The organism is unidentified bacterial endosymbiont, from assembly GCF_918797525.1.
GTDB lineage: Bacteria > Pseudomonadota > Gammaproteobacteria > Enterobacterales > Enterobacteriaceae > Enterobacter.
The window spans coordinates 4,244,587-4,265,271 of sequence record NZ_OU963893.1; the positions used below are offsets into that span (position 1 = coordinate 4,244,587).

General features: G+C 51.5%; 18 protein-coding genes. 1 reads left to right on the forward strand and 17 read right to left on the reverse strand.

Features of this window, described 5'->3' with window-relative positions; translation table 11 throughout:
• Position 1: 1 nt before the first annotated feature.
• The 17 genes from NL510_RS20315 to lafA form a co-directional block, all read right to left on the reverse strand.
• Entirely contained in the window at positions 2-2,560 is a 2,559-nt protein-coding gene (locus tag NL510_RS20315) for a beta-ketoacyl-[acyl-carrier-protein] synthase family protein (protein ID WP_253379780.1), read from the reverse strand.
• Between the two features lie 100 nt (positions 2,561-2,660).
• Positions 2,661-3,821, reverse strand: a complete 1,161-nt coding sequence (locus NL510_RS20320) for an aminomethyl transferase family protein (protein ID WP_253379782.1) — start codon at positions 3,819-3,821, stop codon at positions 2,661-2,663.
• Between the two features lie 28 nt (positions 3,822-3,849).
• Positions 3,850-4,131 (reverse strand): acyl carrier protein, encoded by a 282-nt coding sequence (locus NL510_RS20325; protein WP_253379784.1) that lies wholly within the window; start codon positions 4,129-4,131, stop codon positions 3,850-3,852.
• Between the two features lie 11 nt (positions 4,132-4,142).
• Complete coding sequence (locus NL510_RS20330) at positions 4,143-4,700, reverse strand: 3-hydroxyacyl-ACP dehydratase FabZ family protein (RefSeq protein ID WP_253379786.1); 558 nt, start codon at positions 4,698-4,700, stop codon at positions 4,143-4,145.
• A gap of 3 nt (positions 4,701-4,703) precedes the next feature.
• A complete protein-coding gene (locus NL510_RS20335) occupies positions 4,704-5,459 on the reverse strand; it encodes an SDR family NAD(P)-dependent oxidoreductase (RefSeq protein WP_253385040.1) in 756 nt (251 codons plus the stop codon).
• 20 nt (positions 5,460-5,479) lie between these two features.
• Positions 5,480-5,848: a holo-ACP synthase gene (gene acpS / locus NL510_RS20340; protein ID WP_253379807.1), complete on the reverse strand. Its 369-nt coding sequence runs from the start codon at positions 5,846-5,848 to the stop codon at positions 5,480-5,482.
• A gap of 17 nt (positions 5,849-5,865) precedes the next feature.
• Positions 5,866-7,488, reverse strand: a complete 1,623-nt coding sequence (locus NL510_RS20345) for a ShlB/FhaC/HecB family hemolysin secretion/activation protein (protein WP_253379809.1) — start codon at positions 7,486-7,488, stop codon at positions 5,866-5,868.
• An 86-nt stretch (positions 7,489-7,574) separates the two neighbouring features.
• Positions 7,575-10,964 carry a two-partner secretion domain-containing protein gene (locus tag NL510_RS20350; protein ID WP_253379811.1) on the reverse strand — a complete coding sequence of 1,130 codons (3,390 nt, stop codon included), beginning with the start codon at positions 10,962-10,964 and terminating at the stop codon, positions 7,575-7,577.
• A 732-nt stretch (positions 10,965-11,696) separates the two neighbouring features.
• Entirely contained in the window at positions 11,697-12,689 is a 993-nt protein-coding gene (lafU, locus tag NL510_RS20355; protein WP_253379813.1) for a putative lateral flagellar export/assembly protein LafU, read from the reverse strand.
• 2 nt (positions 12,690-12,691) lie between these two features.
• Positions 12,692-13,555 carry a flagellar motor stator protein MotA gene (gene motA, locus NL510_RS20360; protein WP_253379815.1) on the reverse strand — a complete coding sequence of 288 codons (864 nt, stop codon included), beginning with the start codon at positions 13,553-13,555 and terminating at the stop codon, positions 12,692-12,694.
• A 28-nt stretch (positions 13,556-13,583) separates the two neighbouring features.
• Positions 13,584-14,300 (reverse strand): FliA/WhiG family RNA polymerase sigma factor, encoded by a 717-nt coding sequence (locus NL510_RS20365; RefSeq protein ID WP_253379817.1) that lies wholly within the window; start codon positions 14,298-14,300, stop codon positions 13,584-13,586.
• Positions 14,301-14,320: 20 nt separating this feature from the next.
• Positions 14,321-14,785 carry a flagellar basal body-associated FliL family protein gene (locus tag NL510_RS20370; RefSeq protein ID WP_253379819.1) on the reverse strand — a complete coding sequence of 155 codons (465 nt, stop codon included), beginning with the start codon at positions 14,783-14,785 and terminating at the stop codon, positions 14,321-14,323.
• Between the two features lie 7 nt (positions 14,786-14,792).
• Positions 14,793-15,932 (reverse strand): flagellar hook-length control protein FliK, encoded by a 1,140-nt coding sequence (locus tag NL510_RS20375; protein WP_253379821.1) that lies wholly within the window; start codon positions 15,930-15,932, stop codon positions 14,793-14,795.
• A complete protein-coding gene (locus tag NL510_RS20380) occupies positions 15,929-16,243 on the reverse strand; it encodes a flagellar protein FliT (protein WP_253379823.1) in 315 nt (104 codons plus the stop codon). The genes NL510_RS20375 and NL510_RS20380 overlap by 4 nt, the downstream gene beginning before the upstream one ends.
• A gap of 4 nt (positions 16,244-16,247) precedes the next feature.
• Positions 16,248-16,640: a flagellar export chaperone FliS gene (fliS, locus tag NL510_RS20385; protein WP_253379825.1), complete on the reverse strand. Its 393-nt coding sequence runs from the start codon at positions 16,638-16,640 to the stop codon at positions 16,248-16,250.
• 32 nt (positions 16,641-16,672) lie between these two features.
• A complete protein-coding gene (gene fliD, locus NL510_RS20390; RefSeq protein ID WP_253379827.1) occupies positions 16,673-17,992 on the reverse strand; it encodes a flagellar filament capping protein FliD in 1,320 nt (439 codons plus the stop codon).
• 202 nt (positions 17,993-18,194) lie between these two features.
• Positions 18,195-19,100, reverse strand: coding sequence for a lateral flagellin LafA (lafA, locus tag NL510_RS20395; RefSeq protein ID WP_253379829.1), 906 nt, complete (start codon positions 19,098-19,100; stop codon positions 18,195-18,197).
• A gap of 594 nt (positions 19,101-19,694) precedes the next feature.
• On the opposite strand from lafA, the gene NL510_RS20400 reads away from it, so the two are divergent.
• Positions 19,695-20,399, forward strand: a complete 705-nt coding sequence (locus NL510_RS20400; RefSeq protein ID WP_436299142.1) for a transcriptional regulator — start codon at positions 19,695-19,697, stop codon at positions 20,397-20,399.
• Positions 20,400-20,685 lie beyond the last annotated feature (286 nt).

Sequence of the window (20,685 nt, forward strand, 5' to 3'; positions counted from 1 at the left end):
ATTATCCTTTAATCACAAACGCGTAATAATTCCCACCTTCCGTCGCCCCTACGAGTAATACGTGTCTGAGCGCCAGTTGCAGCGGTTCACGCACAAAGTTGATGCGTGAATCAAAGAACGCCAGGGTATGCGGAATAGCGGGAACAGCTTGCTTTTTAAAGCAGTCAATAATGACCATCAGATTCAGCAAACCCGCGCAGGATGCGACAAAACCAAAGCAGGCGTTATAGTTCACGACAGGCACATCTGGTTTTTCCCCGGCAAAGGTTGCGTAGATAGCATCGATTTCAATGCGCGAGCAGTCGGCGCTGCCGTTGCTGGTGCCGCACACAAGGTCAATGTCCTGCGCCTCAATACCGGCATCGGCCAGCGCGCGGGCAATAGCGAGTGCCATCGATGACGATTTTTCAGCGTGCATTGATGCATCAAAGTAGCTATTACTGCAGGCTTTACCGTACCCGGCGACCTCCGCCAGCACCTCCGCCCCGCGCGCTTGCGCGCGCTGCGGATCTTCCAGCAGCAGCATGCAGGCGCCTTCACCCGGTACGTAGCCTTTCGACGCCTTGCCGTAGATCTGATAATCATCCGCCCGGGAAGTCATGTGCAGTTTTTGCGTCACCGCGTTCATATACATCGACATCGACGGGAAATACTCATCCGCGCCGCCCACCAGCACCTGCGGCTGCAGGTTTTGGCGCACAATTTCGTAGCCGTAGGTCAATGCCCCCAACGCCGCGTTCTCGCCGGTGGCAAGCGTGGTGGTGTAGCCCTTGATCCCTTCGGAAATTCCGCAGAAGGTGGGGATCGCGTTCATCAGCGAGCCAGGAAATTCTGAGGTCCTGACCTTGCGCGGATCGGGCTTCAGGCTTTGTAGGTATTTGTAGGTGGTCTCCTGCGGGCCGCTGGACATCCCCATCACCAGGCCCAGCGCGTCGCCATCACGCTTGATTTTGCGCTTCGCCTGTTCCAGCGCCTCACAAAGGGCTATTAAGGCAAAGGTGCCGCCACGGGTCGCTTTACGCGGGTCGAAACGGCGCAGGTGTTTGCGTGGCTCGAGGTCGGTCACCTGGAAGGTTTTAAACTGTGCGTTATCTTCCGGGCGTGCAGCGGAATCGAGGCTGAAGGCATCGCCGAACAGCGATTCAAACTGATGGGTCTCTTCCAGAACCGTCAGCAGCGCTTTCGCCTCCTCGAGGGTGTCCTGCGGGAAGGTGACGTCACCCAAAGCCACGCTATGATTGCGCTTCCAGACACCATCCAGAATCTCATTGATGGTGTGTCCTATAGCAGAAACCGCGCCGGTCCCGGTAATGGCGACGCGTTTCTGCTCAAAACTGCTGACCGGTACGGAACAAGGCTCCATACTCACGATCATGCTGCAGTTATTCCCGCCGAAAGCGTAGTTGTTCTTCATGAAGATATTAATCTTCTGCTCGCGGAACGTATTAGGCACATAGTCCAGATCGCAGTTAGGACGAGCAGTAGTGAAGTTCAGGGTCGGCAAAATGCGGTTGTCAGGCAGTGTCACCAGACAGGCGATGAGCTCGACAATGCCTGCGGCGCCGATGTTGTGACCAAAGTAGGATTTGGTCGAGCTCACCGGCGGCATCGCGTGGCCCGCAAAGACTTTTTTCATCGCCAGCGTTTCGATACGGTCGTTGGCTTCGGTCCCGGTCCCGTGGGCATTCACGTAGTCAATCTGATCCGGGGTGATACCCGCGTTTTCCATGGCTTTTAGCATCACCTGCACGGCACCGCTGGCGCGCGGGTCTGGCCCGGTCTCATGGAAGGCATCGCAGGATGTGGCATAAGAGAGGATTTCGCCGTAAATGGTCGCGCCACGCGCCACGGCGTGATCATAGTCCTCCAGCACCAGCGCGCCCGCGCCTTCGCCAATCGACATACCGGACTGGCCCGAAAACGGCGTACAGGCCTGCGGGTGCATAACATTCAGCGCGTAAAATCCGGCGAAGGTCGGCAGGTAGATAGGTTCTGTGCCGACCGCCAGCATCGTTTTGTTTTTGCCGTTCTGGATGTAGTCAAAAGCCATGCCAACCGCATTTGGGCTGGCGGTACAGGCGGTGGCGACCAGCTCGACGCCGCCCTGCAACCCCAGCAAGGTCGAAACGCTGGAACAGCAGGAGGAAAAGCCACCTGAAAACAGCGCTTTACGCAGGGAAAAATCGCCGAGGCGTTGCTCAAACAGCGGTAAAAAGGCCTCTGTACCGGCAGAAGAGACGCCAACAATCAGGCCGGTCTCTTTGAGGTTGGCCTTGTTATCGACCAGGCCCGCCTGGCGTAACGCATCTTTGCCCACTTTCCAGGCCCACAGCGCCGCATTATCGAGTGAGTCAATCACCTCGTCCGGGAGTTCTGAATAATCTACCTCGTGCAGTACTTCAGCCGCTCTGGCATTCTCAAACCATGTTGAAAAGCGTTTACTGTTAGCTACACCGTTTCGCTTATTCACTAAAGCGTCTTTAAAATCCTGAAGGTTATCAGCCAGAGAAGATAAAATGCCCATTCCGGTAATAACTACGCGTTTCCTGTTTGTTTTCATAAATCACCGTACCGCCGTGTACAGATAATAAAACAGTCTCCCTGGTAAACAGGCGGCATTGCCCCCGTTTATTACCATAGGCTGTTTTTTAAGGAATAAATTACAATGCGCTTTTCGCTTTTGACGCATCAACAAAACTGTGTTCAGTTGGATTAACCAGCATGCTCAGGTTATAAATAAACGGCATACTCTTGGTTCTCGCGACCACCGTTTCGGTATCGGTTTGAAGGGTATAACCCGCAATATCAGACCAGGCATAGTCGCTTTCCAGCAGCGCCAGGGCAACAAAGCACTGTAGCGCCGGGGAGAAGACGGCATTCACCACGCTTCCGATGACCTGGCCGTCAACCAGCACGCTGTCGCCTGCCGCGATTCCTGAACACGGTTGTTCGGCAATCATGCCAATCAACTTACGCATACCGGCTTGTTGCGACAGCGCCTGCACTGCCTCCTGACCAACAAACCCTTCTTTATCGTACTGAACGGCCCACTGCATCTGCAGTTCTACAGGGTTGAGGCTGTAACTGGCGAGCAGGCTCGCATCCCAGCCCGGGTTCTCGATACGCACTATTTTCTGATAGTCCAGACCGCCGGTCTGCAGATGATATTTACCGCCTAAGCGCTGCAACTGCTGCCACTGTTCAAGCAATTTCTCTTCATCGCCGATAACCATATAGGCAAATTCACCGTGTTTACCGCAGCGGAGCACCATCAGTTCATCATCGATATTCATGTACTCGTGATAAGGCAGGCCAATCACATCGAAGCCGTGAATTTCCGCCATCAGCTCCCAGGCGTACGGACCTTCGAGCAGAATGGCCCCCCAGCGTTGTTCTCGCATGTCGCTGATTTCAGGGTGTTCCTGAATATCGAGTTCGTCTGCTTTCTCCAGCAGCGCCGTCAGGTTAGCCATCAGCTCATCGGCGGAAAGGTTCTCCGACAGGATGTAATACCCCTCGGAAGAACAGAGGACGTAGACATCACCGCGAATGGTGCCGTCTTCATTCAGAACCAGCGAGTAGATCGCCTGTTCGTCACGAATAATAGAGACATCGGCAGAGACCAGATAATTCACCAGGGCCCAGGCATCATCACCCATCACGCTAATAATGGACATATGTGAATAATCCACGAGCAGTGCGTTTTCGCGTACGGCTTTATATTCTACCATCGGGTCATGATAGGCTGAGGGTACAGAGTGATTGTTATAAACACGCATCACCGCGTTGTGCTGCAAATGCAGATCGTACAAAGACGTCATAACGTGATCCTGTCAGTGAAATATTTAATTAGGCATTCAGTTTTTGAAGAATAAAGGTGGCAAGGCTGTTGATACTTCTCATATAAGAAGGGTCATCGCTTTCACCGACTTTAATGCCGAACACTTTATCCAACATCACCACAATTTCAGTGGCGTCGACGGAATCGAGTTTTAACCCGTTGCCAAACAGCGCAGTGTCATCGTCAATCTGTGACTCCTCACGCTGGATATTTAAACGCTGGATAATTTCCTGTTTGATGGTACGCAGCACTTCCCTGCGTTGTTGAATCGTTTCTTTCATTGTTGACATGGTTTTTTCTCTCACAGAGGGTGTGTTGTTTCACGGTAATTAATAATGGTGCCGTGGCTTATCAGCCTTTTGCCTACGTGCGCCGATACGGAATAGTGTTTGAAGCCGTTGGCATCAGAAAAGGCTAACTTGCTCGTGACTTCCAGGGAGTCACCAGGGTACGCGATATCCTTAAACTTCAGGTTTTGCGCTGCCAGCACGCCGCGTACCTGGGCACGCCGCGCACGAATAATCGCCAGCATCTCGTCCGTCGCAATATGGGCATGAATGTCGCGCAGCGACGTCAGCGCGTCGTTAAACCGGGCCTGATAGATATCGCAAATATCGGTTAGAAATGAGAGATACTCGCTGGCCTGACCAAATATTTCGGCAATAATGACCCCTGGCATAATCGGGTCGTCAGGGAAATGCCCTTGCAGGTAAGGCTCGTTATAGGCGATGTGTTTCGTCACCTTCACAAAACCATGCTCGCCGTATTTAAAATCGTCAATACGATCGACCATCAACAGAGGCTGACGCCAGCCGCCCATTTCCAGAAAGATCTTTGAGGGAATAACGTATTTGGACATAGATCACCGCATAACCAGGCCGCCATCGATAACGATGGTTTGACCGACGATATAGCTGGAAGCAGAAGAGCTTAAATAAACGATGGCGTTCGCCACTTCCTCGCATTTGCCCAGGCGACGCAGCGGAATGGTGTTAGTGACACTGCGCACCACTGTACGGGACACTTTCTTTACCATTTTTGATTCAATCATTCCCGGCGCAACGGCGTTCACGCGAATACCGTATACGGCGAGTTCTGCAGCCAGCGTGCGGGTAAAACCGAGGAGCGCGCCTTTAGAAGCACTGTAATTCGCCTGTCCTGTGCTCGGAATAAGGGCAGCAATGGAGGCGACATTTATAATCGCCGGGCTTTCGGCTGAGCGAAGCAGCATCAGCGCCTCTTTAGTCAGGCGGAAGGTGCTGAGCATGTTGATATCCATCACCTGGCTAAAATCCGCGAAGGTCATCGAGGCAAACAGGCTATCTTTTACCACTCCGGCGTTATTCACCAGAACGTCGAGCTTTCCGGCTTTTTCTGTCAGATGCGCACAGAGCGCAACAACGTCCTGCGGATCGGCAAGATCGCACGGGATGAGCGAAAGTTTGCCCCCTGCCGGATGGTGCGCTTTTAACTCGGCTAAGGGCGCGGCATTGGATTTGTACAGGGCATAGACATCACACGCCTGCTCCAGAAACGTCGCGCAGATCGCCAGGCCAATATCCCCGCTGGCGCCGGTCACCAGAACCGATTTTTGCTTAAGGTCGTTATATTGATACATATCATTCACAAATAATTTGATTAATAAAGGATGACAATCGCTATCGCATGAGTCTGGCAATGTGAAATAGTCAGCGAGTGGTTAGCGAGCCCTTTTTCCATTAGCAAACCTTTTATCCGTTCGCTGAAATTAAACTGTGGGCAACCGTAATCGTCGTGCGTCACTTCGACATCATGAAAAGTAATACCATGGCGAAAACCACACCCGAGGGCCTTTACCGCCGCCTCTTTTGCCGCCCAGAAACCGGCCGCACGTTCAACGTTTGGGTCATCAAGGTTTATCTTTATCAATTCTTGTCCGCTATAGACCCGGGACAAAAAATCAATTTTTCCGTTATCTATCGCCCGATTAATTCGCGTTACCTCAACGATATCCGTACCGATGCGCATACTGGTTTTCATCCTTGTTATAGCTGATATGAAATATTGAAGTTAACGTTAAGCTTATCGACATCCATGCGGCCCGGATATTTAACGGGTGCGGACAGGGAGGTATCCCAGGTCAGATTTTTTACATTGCCCTGTAACCCCACCGCGGATCCGGCGAGAAACTCATCGCCATATACGCTGTCCTTTTTTATCTGCCCGATGTCGAACCCAACATAATAATTGGCATTAATACTATCCAGCGGATAATAGAGCGTATTTTGCAGGTAATAACCGCTGTTCCCGTTCAGGCCAACGCTATTTTCAAACCCACGCACGTTCCAGCGCTCTCCCAGGGTCATTTGATCCTGTAATGTGAGATCTCGCGGCGCGTATTGAGCATAAAAAGTCGTGCTAAAAATACGCTTTCCAAGCTGGCGCGAATAACTGCTCTCCAGATTAAAAATCTGGCTCACCGGGCTGACATCGCCATACACCATATCCGGTGTTTTTTCAGCACCAAACCAGGTGACAAAACGCTGCCATGACAATGTTGAATCCCAGTAAGCGTTATTCAGTTGCTGTTTATAGTTAACGCCCAGCCTGATGTTATCCATATTGCGTTTTTGCAATACCAGTTCCTGACCGTCAATTTTATACCCGGATTTGCGACGGATGAGCTCAGCATTACTGATCACTTTACGGGTTTTATCCCGGTATAAGGTACGCGCGGCTTTTGCGCTCAAGTAATCACTCTTACCGACATACTCCACGGCGGTATAATTAAGCGGAATGGTCTGGCGTGACGTGCTGCTGCTATAGAAAACCGAATAGTTCCAGTAACCCACAGGAAGCGCGTAGTAACCACTCACACTCTCGTACTGCCCCGTTGTGCTGCGTGTTCCGGCCAGATAAAACAGGTCACTCAGTTGCGCCGTGTTGTATAAATAGCCCACCACCGAGGTCAGGTATCGCCCTGTCTGTTTGTCACCCCAATTACTGTAGCTCGCTCTCAGGTTCCAGTTTTTGCTGCGATCGGTAGAGATGCGCACCGTGCTGTAGCCATGCCGGGTACCGGGTTCGATATTAATTTTTACATTGGCGTTCGGTACCTGCTGCAGGTTCTCCAGCCCCTGTTCAATATCGCGAATATTAAGGATATCCTCTTGCTTAAACGGCAATATCCACGGGTTTACATCATCGGCCTCAACAAGGACTTTTTCGATTCTCCCCGCCTCAACGTTAAGCGTCAGAGTACCAGAAGCGATATTTTGTGATGGCAGAGTAATGCGGGTGGTGATATATCCAGCATTGATATAATAATCCTGCAACGCGGTAGTAATTTTCACTACGCCACTACTCCCGACACAACGCCCCAGGATCTCCTTTTTAACTGCCTGGTCGGTTTTATGCCTCAGAAAATCGTTTTCAAGCTTCAGCGTATTAATCCTAAAGCAGTTTTCCTCTTCTGGCAGGTCGTCCAGTTTGAAAACTTTTCGATCGGTACTGGAATAGACATCCTGGCGTTGCACTTTCTGTTCTTTAAATGCACTTAAATCGGCATTATGTTGCTGCTTGATAAGCTGATTAATATCATCCTCAGCGTAGCTACAGGAACCCACCAACAATAATGACAGCGACAAGATTTTGAATCGTAATTCCATTTACTTTCTCAAAAAAAGGCAGCAGGGTCTCATCCTGACCTGGTGTTAACAGAAGATAGCTACTGCCTTTTGTTACGGCTTAAAAATTAAATACCGACAACTGTCCCGGTATTGGTGACTTTATTGGCGTTTAATTCCATGCCCGTTAACCCACCTAATACCGCGTCTTTGCCGCTATTGGTCACGTTATTCGCCGTGACGGCCGCCACGCCATAGCTGAGCATGTTGAGGTAGTTATAGAGATTGCCGGACGTTTTTGCCGTCAGGGTATAATCACCCACAATATTGCCGCGGTTATTAATGTCTTTAACAGCATTAATCACGATATTCTGCGCAAGAATATTGCTTTTCGTGTTGTTGGTGACATGTTTTTGCGTATCGATGTTAAGGCGTGTTCCCGCAACAATGTCCTGGAAGTTTTCAACCCCATTGAGAGCATTAATTGCCAGCGCATTGTCTGCAGAGAGCGTATTACGGTTATAGAGCACACCTTTCTGAACATTGATATTCAGCGCGTCTTTGCTGCTGATCCAGCCATAGTTGGTGAAGCTGTTATCCACATTCAGCGTCAGGTTCTTATCTGATGCAATTACCCCCGTCGCGGTGTTATTTGCCATGCTCCCATTGCTGGCGTTGTAGAGCGTACCTGCCGTGATGTCCAGGTTACCCGCGCTCCAGGTCGTGGCATAGTTGTTGTAAAACACACCGGCAGCGTTGATGATCGCATTGGCACCGCTGGTCAACATTCCCCAGGTATTATCCAGATTGCCTTTCGCTGAGACAAGGCTGAGATCGCCCGTTACGGCGGTGATATTTCCGCGGTTGTTACTAACGTTTGCGGTCGTCGCCAGCGTCATATCGCCGTTCGCTTTAAGGGTCGCATTATTGTTGTTAATGCTGTTGGCGCTGATGGAGACATCGGCCTCGCCCCTCATGGTGAGGTTATTATTCAGATTACCGTTCGTTTTCACGATCAGGTCTGATTGGCCTACAATATTACCCCGGTTATTAATGTCATTAACCGCAGTGATGGTGACGTTATCCCCCACCATATTACTGTTACTGTTGTTGGTGACATGGCGCTGGGTGGTAATCGTAAGATCGCCTCCGGCCGCAGAGATATCTTTGAAGTTTTCCACGCCATTCAGCGCGCTGAGAGTCAACGATTTTTCGGCAGCCAGCGTATTACGGTTATAGAACACGCCTTTAAGAATGTTAACTGTCGCATCGCCCAGGCTACTGATCCAGCCGTAGTTATTGACGTTGTTATTAACATTCAGAACCAGATCTTTGTCTGTGGCAATAATACCCGTCGCGTTGTTATCAATTAACGTGCCACTGCTATAGTTCTCCAGCGAAACGGAATCAATATTCAGGTTGCCCGCAGCATAGGTTGTCGCGTAGTTATTATAGAACACGCCACCGGATTTGAGGCGAGTATCTGCCCCACTCACCAGTAATGCGCGGGTATTATCAATATTCCCTTTGGCCTGCAGAGTCAGCGGGCCATTCTCGGCAATAATGCGGCTGGTATTGTTATAGATGTGGTTCCCGGTAAGGGAAACCCCCTCTTTACCGATCATTCCCCCCGTCTGCTGAGGCATGCCGAAGTAGAGGCCAAATGCGCTACCGAAGTTATTACCGTTACGGTTATCAATGTTGTTTTTGGCATTGACGGTCAGGGTTTTATTCGCCACGATCATCGCGGTGTTATTATTCACCTCAGCGTTGGCGTTGATATCAATATTCTGCCCCATCATAAAGCCACCGTAATTATTTACGGCATTGGCTCCCAACGCGACGTCACCCTCTTCAGAGCTGAAAACACCAATGTAGTTGGTGATATTGCCCGTCGTCGATACGCTGATACCGCCTTTACCCGAGAGGCCGCCGTTGTCGTTACGCAGGGAACTCCCTTTCGCAATCACTTTGGCAGACGAGTTCAGCTTACCCGCGTAGTTATCAATGGCACCGTTACTTTCCAGGGAGATATCGCCATTCGACGCCATCTGCCCACCGTTGTTATTGATGCTATTCGCCGCAATCTGCACGCCCTTCTCGGCAATAATCCCTAAAGAGTCATTGCTGGACGTATCCGCCGTTTTGGTCGTACCGTTGTTCAGGGTTCCTTTAGCGGAAATTTTGGTGTAACCCCCGGCAGAACGGAGCAAGCCTTTGGTGTTATCGACGTTCCCGGCACTGACGACATCCACATTACCGAGAGAATCAACTAACCCGCTGTTGTTGTTAATGACGCTAGACTCCAGGCCGACATAGCCACCTTTGATTTGACCGTTGCGGTTATTCAGGGTGCCGGTTTTCAACGCCACGATACCCGCTTCGATACCGACGGTGGTCCCTTTTCCTGAGTTGGTCAGAGTAGCGTTATTGGTATCAACCGCCAGCGTGCCAGCAGAGGCCAGTTTACCGTTGGTGTTATCAATAGCACCGCTGTTGATGTATAGATCGCCGGAGGTGGAAATATTGCCCGCGCGGGTATTCACCAGATTATTTTTGTTGGTATCCAGTGCAATAGACCCTGTGGAAGCAATGGCCCCCGTGGTGTTGTTAAGTGCGCCGTTGGTCTTAATATTTATCTGACCAGAGGTTTCAATGCGCGCGTTGCTGTTCAGCAACTGGCCCTTCGAGTCAATGTTCACCCCGTCCACACCAGCCGAAATCAGGCCCAGGTTGCGCACGCCAACGCCGTTTTCAGTACTGACAAGGTTGATTTTTTTCGCGTACATACCGCCAAGGGCGGCCACGTCAATGCTGTTGGTATTGCGTGAACCCGTTGCAGTAACGGTACCCGTCACCTGGCCTGCGGAGTTAACGTAGTTATTGCCCGCCACCACGTTCAGTTCGCCAGCCGTCACCTTGTCGTTGACCACCACGTTACGCGCCAGAATCTCGGTCGGGCTGGTGGTGTTCAATTGGCCCAGCGTGATGCTGCCGCCTTTAACGGAGTAGCCTGCCACTTCGCCGTTTTGAATGTCGGGCGTACCGGTCGTCAGCGTCAGTTTTCCGGCGTTAATCGTCCCTCCGCCGTTCACCGTGATGCCGTTAGGGTTGGCGATAATCAAATCAGCTTTATCGCCTGCAATCTCCATCATCCCGTTGATGGCGGTAGTATTTTTAGAGGTCACTTCGTTAAGAATGACTTTCGCCGTGCCGGAGGCCAGGTTGCTGTTACCTTGAATGTTACCGCCAAGCGTAGTGTTCGCGCCGGTCGCGCTGTTATTAAAGATCAGGCCATTCTTATCAACGTTGAGCTTATCGTAAACGTTATGGGAAAGACCTTTATCGTTGGCGGTATTGATATTAATAACCGGTACGTTGTTCGCGGCGCCGACAACACCATTTTTCATACTGATGTCAGCGGCCTGCGTAACGATGGGCAGCGCTAACAGAACCGCAGCCGCAACCGGATGCCACTTCATTTCGAAGCGCGAAGTGCTATTTTTTTTACTATTCATAATAAGCTACTCTTATAACGGAATAATTATATTCATGTTGAAACGTAACATCACTACTCTAAACCACCCTCTCATTTCCCTTGACGAATAAACCTCCTTTGCTCCCTGTTGTGTCTAATTCAGAATTGTAGAGTTAGTATTGAACATAGTTTTGAACTTGCTGGCACCGCATTATCTGCACCTGAACTGACAGCATTAACGTTATGCCGCGCCAGGTGAATGCATTTTCCGTCCCGGAAAATGTCGCCAGTCATAAATATCCGTCATAAGCATGGGGAATTGCACCGGCATCGACATATAAATACTTACGCCAATGCCTGTTATGCTGCACTTCACCGGAGATGTAGTGAAACCTAATAACTTCCATTTGAAGGTCATTCTAACGGCTTTTTTTCAATTGGCAACATTCGCACGTTGCTATTTTGAGCAAAAATCAAATCGCGAATTTACATTGCGGAGGATAATTCTTATATATATTTCAGAATTAAGTTTATATGGCTAATTAATACCAATAAAATTGCAATATCAAGCAAGAAATACAACAGGAATATACTGAGAAAAATGCCGGATAAAATGTCAGGAAAACGTTTTTTTTATATTGTGCTAAGAAAGGTCAGAACAATCCGATTGGACACAGCAAGCCGCGCACAAAACGCTGCAGGAGCTGACCGCAGGCGCGGGTTTTATACGATGAGGCGCGCGGGTGGCCAGGCCCGCGCAAGCGAAGCGTTTTTACCTGTTAACCAGGCTGTGCCGCTGAGAGATAATCTGTTGCTGCTTATCGATTTTGTCCACCAGCGGCCGGACAACTTTCTCTCCGTGCTGGCCAAAATATTGATATAGCGTGTCAGAGGCGCTCCGGGTCAGGACCATAATCTCAATGCGGCGGTTGCCCGCGCTTTCCGGATGATCGGCATCAAGCAGCATCTGATCCGCCATCGCACTGACCTGCATCACCTTATCCTCCGGCATCCCCGCCAGCTCCAGTACCCGGCGCGCCGACAGCGCCCTGTCACCCGAGAGGTTCCAGTTGTTATAAATATTGTTTTTATACGCCATTGCATCAGTATGGCCGGTAATGATGATTTTGTTGTCCAGCGAATCAAATACCGGCGCGAGCTCATTCAGCAGCGAGCGGAAGAATGGCGTGATCCTGGCGCTGCCGCGCTCAAACATGTTGCGGTTCTGGTCGTCTTTGATCAGCACGCGCAGCCCCTGAGGAACAATCTCCATCTCAAGGTTCGTTTCCATGTGCGCCTTACGGGCAATAGACTCAATGCTGGTCGCCAGCTCGCCGAGTTCGGTCGCCGATTTTTTCTTCAGTTGCGCCGTTTTCTGATTCACGTCCTGGGCCTTTTTCGCCGTCTCCTCGCTGACTTTCGCCACCTCTTTCGGCGTGGCTGCATTCTCAGGCAGAATACGGCCGCCGTTTTTCCCCTTCGCGCCCGGCAGTATCGGATCTTTGCCAATTTTGTTCAGCGATCCCAGCCCGCCGCCTTTGAAAATCGACTGACCATGTAGCGCCGCCACGATGTTTTCGCGATCGGATTTGCTGACGCTGTTCACAATCCACAGCGTCATGAAAAGCGCCATCATCGCCAGCGTAAAGTCAGCGAACGCAACCTTCCACGCGCCGCCGTGATGCCCACCGTGATTCTTTTTGATTTGACGCCGGATAATGGTGGTTTTCGCCCCACGATCGCGACGGTTCGCCGCCTTTCTCATGCTTATTCCTGCTCCAGCATCGCATTTACCCATGCATCAAGGTTGGCGAAGGTTGGCTTAGAGGCAAGATGCAGAAGTTTACGCCCGGCATCTACCGCCAGCAGGGTCGGTTTACCGCCCGCCTGCGCGACCAGCACCGTGCGGACGCACTCCAGCAACGAGTGTTCAGCCCGCGCCTGCTGCTCCATTGAGTTCGCCAGCGGATCCATCAGGCAATAACAGAAAAAAACGCCGAGAAAGGTTCCCACCAGCGCCGCAGCCACCTTCAGGCCGATCAGCGCGATAGAGCCATCGATGGACTGCATGGTGATAATGATCCCCAGCACCGCCGCGCAAATGCCGAACCCCGGCATGGCCTCAGCGGTACGCTGCAGCGAGCGCGAAGGGGCAAGCAGTTCCTCTTCGACCGTATCCAGCTCCTGGTCGAGGATCCCTTCCAGCTCGTGGGCATCGATTTTCCCCATCGCCATCAGACGGAAGTTATCGGCGATAAACGTCACCAGACGCTTTTGGGTCAGCACCAGCGGGTACTTCATAAAGATGGTGCTCTCTTCCGGCTGTTCAATATGCTGATCCAGCATCCGCAAACCACCGTTCTGTACCATCTCCAGCAGTTCGTACAGGCACATTAACAGTTGGCGCTGAAATTCCGGTCCCATCTGCTTTTTGCTGATCACACCCTTTATCTGGTGCGCGATCTCTTTCAAAACATGCTTCGGATTACCGATAATCATGGCGCCAAAACCGGCGCCAAGAATGATAACAATTTCCGCTGGCTGCCAGATGGCAATTAACTGCCCGCCTGCTTCAAAATAACCGCCAAAGACACAGCCTAACACAACCAATAAACCTAAAACCTTTTGCATTTAATCCTCCGCAAAATAATTCGCATTGTTAATCTGGATATAAACAATCACGAATTTTCTGCGTGATTTTTTTATTCATTTGACAAATTCGGGCCTCAGTCAGCCCCAGCACCAACGCGATCTCTTTTAAGTTCATGTCGTGTTGGTAATACATTGAGAGCACCAGCCCCTCTTTTTCATTTAGCTGTCCGAGGGCATAGCGGAGCATCTCCTGGGTGACGAACTGTTCTTCAAGCCCCCTGCCTTCCAGCAGTGAAATATGCCCTTCACCGCTCAGCAACGCATCGAGGCTTGCCAGCGTCTCTGCCCCTTCAAGCTGCTGAAATTCGAGATATTCCTCCGCCGTCAGCCCCGCCTGCGACAGCTCTTTCCACTCCGGCTCCCGCCCGAGTTGTTTGCGCAGATCGCGAATAAGATCTTTGATGTGATGGAACTTTTGCCGCAGTTGCCGGGGTCGCCAGTCGAGGCTGCGCAGTTCATCGAGGATCGCGCCGCGGATCCGTTGCACGGCATAGCCCGCAAAGCCTTCATCCGGCATGCCGTAGCGTCGAATAGCGTTGAGCAACCCGATTAACGCGGTTTGCTCCATATCCTGCCGGTCAATGACGCAGCTACACTGCGGCGCAAGCTGGCGCACCACTTTTCGCACCAGCGGCAGGTAGGCCTGTAAATAGTGGCTCTCCTGCTGCGGCGACAGCACGGGGGTCGCGCTGAATTCTTCTGACTCGTAAGCGTCCTGTAACATGGTTTTATCTGACCTGCCGCTTACTGAAATACAACTTTTTTCACCAGAATATCCTTATAAGGGGCGACGATTTTGCGCACCTTTAACTCTTTTTGCATCGCCTCGGCGAGCTGATTTCTCATTTCGGATATTTTCATTGAACGTATTTCTTCATATTTCATTTCAGAAAGCCGTTCCACCGCGATACTCTGGTACAGGGGTTCCTGCTGCTTAATCTGCTCTGACTCTTGTTCATTGTTCGCCACCATGACAAGTTCCGCCGACAAATAATGATCGGTGCCATCATCGTCATGAAACGTCACAATCGTCTCCTGTAAAGAAACGAAGAGGCTTTTGCTCTGATCCCTGTTGTCATCTGCCTCGTCATGCGCTGCGGCAGCGGTTTTTCCATTTCCCGCGAAGTGATAGACCCCCCAGCCGGTCGCCCCACCGACCATGACGGCCATGAGGGAGCTGATCACACTCGCTATAACAATTTTCTTCATTTTATGTTTACACTTTGATTAGGACGTATTCGTTCTGTAAATGTTGAGATTCATCACTCAGCGATAAGGCTGACATCACCTCCTCCTGTTGATGGCCTGATTGTTGCTGTTGCTGTGATTGCCCGTCAGAGGAGACCTGCACGTTCACCTCCATAAAATTCTGCGCTGTCAGATGCTGGCGTAAGTCGTGGCTAAACTGCTGTAGCGAGCGGCACACGTCGCTCTGGCTGGCGCCGATATGCACCGTCAGCTTGCCGGCATCCAACTGTACGGCGATCTCAAGCTTGCCCAATGACGGTGGATCAAGGCGGATCGTTGAGGTTTGCTGCTGTTGCCCAATCTGAAACTGAATACGATCTTTGAGCAGTGCGGTCAGTTTCTCGCCCAGCTCATCAGGGGACATTTCCGTTAGCGGTGAAACGTGCGCGGAGATCACGCGATGGCTTACTGGCGTGCCGATCGCTGGCGTATTGTGTGGCGCCACGCTGCTCAGATTCTGAACCGCTGGCGCGGCGCGCTCGCTTTTCTTTATTACCTGTGGCCGGGAGGCGATGTGCTCATCCGCCGGTTTAACCCGCCCGGCACTCTGCTGTGAGGGTGACGGTTGCGCGGGGAAAATGGCCCGTACGTTTTGCGTGAAGAGAGAGGCAAGCGCCGCCTGCTGCTCTGGCGTCGCCTGCGCCTGCAGCACCGGCTGATTCAGGGTAACCAGCAGGCCCTGCAGCGCTGGCGGCAGCGATAAAACATCGGCCGGTTGTTGCGCTGCGTCCTGTCCCTTCTGCGCCAGTGCGCTGGCCCACTGACGCAGGCCAGAGGCATTCGCCACGCCGGATTGCGGCTGCGCCGTAGCCAGCATGGCGACCCTTTCGCCACCCGGGCGCGGCGTAAGCGCTGCCGGTTGCGTCTGCAGGGCCGGCGTGGGGAGCAATAACGCCAGCAGCGCCTGCATTACGGCGGGGTCGTTCTCCCGATCGCGGTTTGCGTGCTGCGCCTGCTGTTGGGTGATTTTCGCGCCATACAGCCGTTCGGCCGCCTGCGGCAGTGAAAATGCCCCTGCGGCTGGCGCCGCGTTGAGCGCAGGCACCGCGCCATTTTCCGCTACGATATCGGTTAACGAGCCGGGCGCGGCCAGTAATACAGAGTTCATGCCTTCTCCGAAATGAGATTAACCATCGAGTACGCCAGCACGCCTTCCTGATGCTGCTGGTGTTTATCCATGCGTTCTTTGAGCAGCGCCGCACGCTGGCTGCGCCGCTCAATCAGCGCGGCAAACGCAGCGCGCAGCCTCTCCTTAACCGCACGCAGTTCCGTCTCTGACGTTTCCAGCGCTTCATAGCGCGCAAACTGACGCATCACCTGCTGGTGCAGCGCAGGCAAACGACGCCAGCGCTGCTTGTCGAGGGCTTCGTTCATCGCGTCGATCAACGCATACAGTTGGTGTTGGCTGTGCTTGTCCATCGCCTTAACCCAGCTTTTCTGCCAGACCTTCCCAGCCTTCACGCAGGTTGGTCAGGATGACGATTACTTCATCGATTTTTTCCAACGACAGTTCGCCGCTGGCCTCATACAGACGGTAGACGCAGTGGTCATACAGCCGGGAGAGATTCACCACCAGCTCGCCGCCGGTTTCAAACTCCAGCGAACTGGTCAGGGCATTGAGAATATCGATGCATTTATTAATGCTTTGCGCTTTCTTCTCGAACCGTTTGTATTCAATATGACTTTTGGCGCGCTCCAGCTCGTCCATCAGGCCGGAAAAAAGCACCAGGACCAGCTCCAGGGGCGATGCCGCCGCGGTGCGGGCAGCGAGATCGATCTCTTTGTATTGCGAATAACCGTCCTGCGTGTCGTACATTTTTAGTCTCTTTCTTTATGTCATTCCGTGGCTTACATAAACGCAGCCATGCTCGTTTTCATGGTGTACACCTCGATCAAGGTATTGGTGTACTCCTCCACATAGCGCTCATAGTTGGTGTTGTAGGTCTCGGTTAAGCGATCGGCCTGGTCCTGAATTTTATCCTGCTGATCGTCAATGTTCTGTTGGCGCAGAGTGAGAATGCCGTCGCTGGAATTGAGGTAGCTGTCCATCAGGTCGTCCATTTGCGCGACCATGCTGTCGTCGCCGACGAAGATTGAGGTCAGGCCGTCCGGATTTTCTTCCATTGCCTCATTAAACCGATCGGAGTCGATCTGCAGGTGACCGCTGGTATCAAGGGTGATGCCGTAGTCCACAATCGACACGCCGTTGTACGTCGCGTGGGTCAGGTCGTCGAGCTGGCTGGCGAGCGATTTCAGCCCCGAATCACCGGCGAAAACCCCCGCGCTGGTGCTGTCGCTGCCGTTGGTGGTCAGTGAATCAACGGTATCTACCAGGGTGTTATAAGCATCCACAAAGGTCTGCACTTTCGCTTGGGTGCCGCTGGGATCTTCCGCCACGGTAAAGGTGGTAAGCTCATCATCCGCAGAGGTAACCTCGGTAAAGGTCATGGATACGCCGGGCACCACATCATCAAAGGTATTGCTGCTGTTGGTTATGGCCGGTCCCGTGGCACTGCCGAGATGGACGATCGCATCTTGCGCGTTCGTCATCACGCTGTACGTCGGTGCGGTCGGGTTGGTATCGGTTGAGGGATCGTGATCGGCCACGGACACGGAAAATGCGCTCTGCGCGCCGGTCGTCTCCGAGGTCAACATAATGGTGGTCGTACCATCGGTTTTGACCAGCGCTGCCGACACGCCCGGATTATCATCGGAGTCGTTAATGGCGTTAACCAACTCGCTGGCGTCGATATAACCATCGCCGTCGCCGTTTGCATCGGCGGTGGAGAGGTCGATATCCATGGTGCTGTCGCCCATGGTCAGCTCGAAGGTCCCGGTGGCGGAATAGGCGTCATCGCTCAGATTGAAGGTGGACTGCTGCGCCTGCGCCAGTTGCTCCACGTAAAATGAGTAGGTGCCAGCCTGCGCCTGAGAGTTGGCAGTAATGGTCGCGGAGTCACTATTTGACGTCGCCGAAAACGTCACCGGGCCATCGGTATCGCTGTTCAGCGCATCAATAGCCGTTTGAAAATCGGTCAGGGCGGAATTTAAGGTATCCAGCCCGCTGCTTTCCGCGTCCAGTTCCGACTGCTTCTGCTGCAGACTCGCCGCCTGGGTGGCGACATCGGCATAAGCAATCTCTTGTGCGATAGTTCTTGGGTTAATCATGAATGACTCCGTGCGTCGATAGCGATTAGTTAGCAACAACTATGCCAACTCGTTAAAGCACATTAAATCAACAGGTTAAAAACAAAGCGGAAAGGTAATTTCCGCAAAGAGGAAACGTTTCCTGACGTTCTGCTGCCGCAAAAAGCACAACACCGCCAGACGGCGGTGTTGTGCTGTGCGTGATTTCACCGCGAAGCAGGCATTACTGCAGCAGGCTGGAAACCATGCTGGACATGCTGTTGGACTGTTTGAGCATGGTGATGCCGGTCTGCATCAGAGCCTGCTGTTTAGTCATGTTGGACGCTTCCGTCGCGTAGTCGGTATCCATGATGTTACCGATAGCGACTTCCGTATTGTCCTGCATGCTGGTCAGGTTATTAGCCGTATCGTTCAGACGGTTAATAGATGCACCCAGCTTGGACTGGATTTTGGAAACATCATCCATTGCGGTAGAGATGGTGGTGATCATCGCGTTCGCAGAGCCGGAAGCCGTCAGCTCGGTGCCGCCGGAGATGGTGCTGCCGTCCGTCTGGTCAGACTTAAAGGAGGCGCTCACCGCTTCCAGATCATCAACCAGGGAGCCCAGTTGGCTGGAGATGTCGACGGTCATGGTGTCTGAAGACTCCGCGCCGACCTGGAAAGTAACCGCGCTCTGGAACAGACCATCTTTGCCGGTGTTGCTGGTGCCGGAAACGCCGAACAGGTTGGTGCCGCCGTAGGTGGTGTTCTGCAGCATGTCGGACATCTGCTGGCCCAGTTCGTCGAACTCGTCCTGCATCGCCTGCAGGTCATCGTCGCTGTAGGTGCCGTTCGCTGCCTGAGTAGACAGGTCTTTCATGCGGCCCAGCACGTCAGACATTTCATCAAACATGCTGTCAGCGGTCTGCAGCATGGCAGTCGCATCGTTGATGTTGCTCAGCGCAACGCCCATACCGCTGGACTGTGCGGTCAGGCGGTTAGCAATCTGTTTGCCCGCGGCGTCATCAGCAGAAGAATTAATGCGATTCCCGGTCGCTAAACGTTCCATAGAAGTAGACAGGGAAGAATTACTTTTATTGATGGCATTAACCGCTGCCATTGAAGCGTTATTGGTATTAATAGATAACATGGTACTGCTCCTTGGGATTACTCGTTATTGCTTCGATACCCCCATAAAAACGGCCCACGAATGCGAAAACTTAACGACGGAAAAAAAAATTTTTCGACGCCAGCGTGAAAACCTGTATTGCCTGACAAAAAGTGGCGATGCCACAAATAGCCTGGATTTTTACAGCGCGTAGAAAAACATTTATATCCTATTGATAAAAAAGAGATTTAACATCTAATGGAAAGTCAATTAAGATTAAATTAAAAGATTATTCGTAATATCTATCGTACCTGCACGGGTGGGCGTCTGTCCCCATTAATCACCTGAAATAGCTTAAGATTATCCTTAAGAAAGACGATTTAATATCCAACTCAAGGCTTGGGTTTTACATTCAGTTGCAAATAGTGTGTGCATTTGTATTGTTAGTCTCAGATTGTTTAGCTACATTTCCAATCCATTTTGAATGACCTTAAAAACACAATAAAAATTAATGTCGTGCTTAAGTTTTTGAATAGCACAAAAAGACACGTCGGCTGGCTTAACAATTTTTTAATACACTGGTTTTAGCGGTGTGATATTAAGGATATTATGAATATTACACAGGTAGATAACTCAATGATCATAGTAGTCAATAAATGGCGAATGGTTCCTTCACTCAATGCGTTAATCCATTGTGAAACGGGAGAAACGCGTCGCCTCGGTGAATACCATTTCATTCTTTTAGAAACGTTAGCTAAAAATGCGGACACCGTTTTAGCCCGCTCTTATTTGATGACGGAGGTATGGAAAAACCGCATCGTCGGAGGAAATAGCCTGCCGACCGCCATTCATGCTCTGCGCGTTGCCATTGATGACGACGGAAAGCAGCAAGAAATCATTAAGACTATCCCGAAGAAGGGCTATCTTTTTAATAAAAATTATCTGACGCTGGAATTCCCCGCCGCCCAGGCGGAAACGCTCGATGAAACAACCGCAACAGCTAAAGAAGAGAGTAGCATGCAGGCCCAGGAGGCGCCGGAAACCGCGAGTGCGGCACCACGCCAGGAGGAGAACGTTATCGTTGAGGCGGAGAAAATTAAACGTCGCTACCCCCCATTCCTCCTTCCCGGAATAGCATCTATCTTATTGATAACCATGGCATTAATCTTTTTCGCCATGCCGTTAATCACCTCCCCCTCGCCCGATGCTCCACAGCTGGTGAAAGAAAAGTTCGACAACGTCAGCCACATTGCGGCTTACCATCTTTATACCACCGCGCCAAATAAAAAAACGGCCCGCATTAGGTGCCCGGCATATTCAACCCGTATTGCAGCACATTAATGCATTATTAGTCGCACGTAATGCTAAAATCGAACTGTACTATAAACTGGCGATGAGCTCATTCACCGTCGATATGGTCATCAAAACCCCGTGCAATAGCAGCAGGCAATTAGCCTTGAATTTCGAAAACTGGCAAAACAAAAACAGTGAAATGAATACGGTTATGTATCAGGAAGTAGAAAAATTGTTAAAGGAATTACCTCAGTGCCAATAACAGTGACGCTCCGCTCCGGATAAGAAACAGTCTTATTGTTATTTACTCCTGAATTCATTTCTCAGCGGGAGG

Bases quoted from the DNA above. Each gene is read 5' to 3' on its own strand.
- NL510_RS20315 (WP_253379780.1), bottom strand. From the start codon at position 2,560: ATGAAAACAAACAGGAAACGCGTAGTTATTACCGGAATGGGCATTTTA.
- NL510_RS20320 (WP_253379782.1), bottom strand. From the start codon at position 3,821: ATGACGTCTTTGTACGATCTGCATTTGCAGCACAACGCGGTGATGCGT.
- NL510_RS20325 (WP_253379784.1), bottom strand. From the start codon at position 4,131: ATGTCAACAATGAAAGAAACGATTCAACAACGCAGGGAAGTGCTGCGT.
- NL510_RS20330 (WP_253379786.1), bottom strand. From the start codon at position 4,700: ATGTCCAAATACGTTATTCCCTCAAAGATCTTTCTGGAAATGGGCGGC.
- NL510_RS20335 (WP_253385040.1), bottom strand. From the start codon at position 5,459: ATGTATCAATATAACGACCTTAAGCAAAAATCGGTTCTGGTGACCGGC.
- acpS (WP_253379807.1), bottom strand. From the start codon at position 5,848: ATGCGCATCGGTACGGATATCGTTGAGGTAACGCGAATTAATCGGGCG.
- NL510_RS20345 (WP_253379809.1), bottom strand. From the start codon at position 7,488: ATGGAATTACGATTCAAAATCTTGTCGCTGTCATTATTGTTGGTGGGT.
- NL510_RS20350 (WP_253379811.1), bottom strand. From the start codon at position 10,964: ATGAATAGTAAAAAAAATAGCACTTCGCGCTTCGAAATGAAGTGGCAT.
- lafU (WP_253379813.1), bottom strand. From the start codon at position 12,689: ATGAGAAAGGCGGCGAACCGTCGCGATCGTGGGGCGAAAACCACCATT.
- motA (WP_253379815.1), bottom strand. From the start codon at position 13,555: ATGCAAAAGGTTTTAGGTTTATTGGTTGTGTTAGGCTGTGTCTTTGGC.
- NL510_RS20365 (WP_253379817.1), bottom strand. From the start codon at position 14,300: ATGTTACAGGACGCTTACGAGTCAGAAGAATTCAGCGCGACCCCCGTG.
- NL510_RS20370 (WP_253379819.1), bottom strand. From the start codon at position 14,785: ATGAAGAAAATTGTTATAGCGAGTGTGATCAGCTCCCTCATGGCCGTC.
- NL510_RS20375 (WP_253379821.1), bottom strand. From the start codon at position 15,932: ATGAACTCTGTATTACTGGCCGCGCCCGGCTCGTTAACCGATATCGTA.
- NL510_RS20380 (WP_253379823.1), bottom strand. From the start codon at position 16,243: ATGGACAAGCACAGCCAACACCAACTGTATGCGTTGATCGACGCGATG.
- fliS (WP_253379825.1), bottom strand. From the start codon at position 16,640: ATGTACGACACGCAGGACGGTTATTCGCAATACAAAGAGATCGATCTC.
- fliD (WP_253379827.1), bottom strand. From the start codon at position 17,992: ATGATTAACCCAAGAACTATCGCACAAGAGATTGCTTATGCCGATGTC.
- lafA (WP_253379829.1), bottom strand. From the start codon at position 19,100: ATGTTATCTATTAATACCAATAACGCTTCAATGGCAGCGGTTAATGCC.
- NL510_RS20400 (WP_436299142.1), top strand. From the start codon at position 19,695: ATGATCATAGTAGTCAATAAATGGCGAATGGTTCCTTCACTCAATGCG.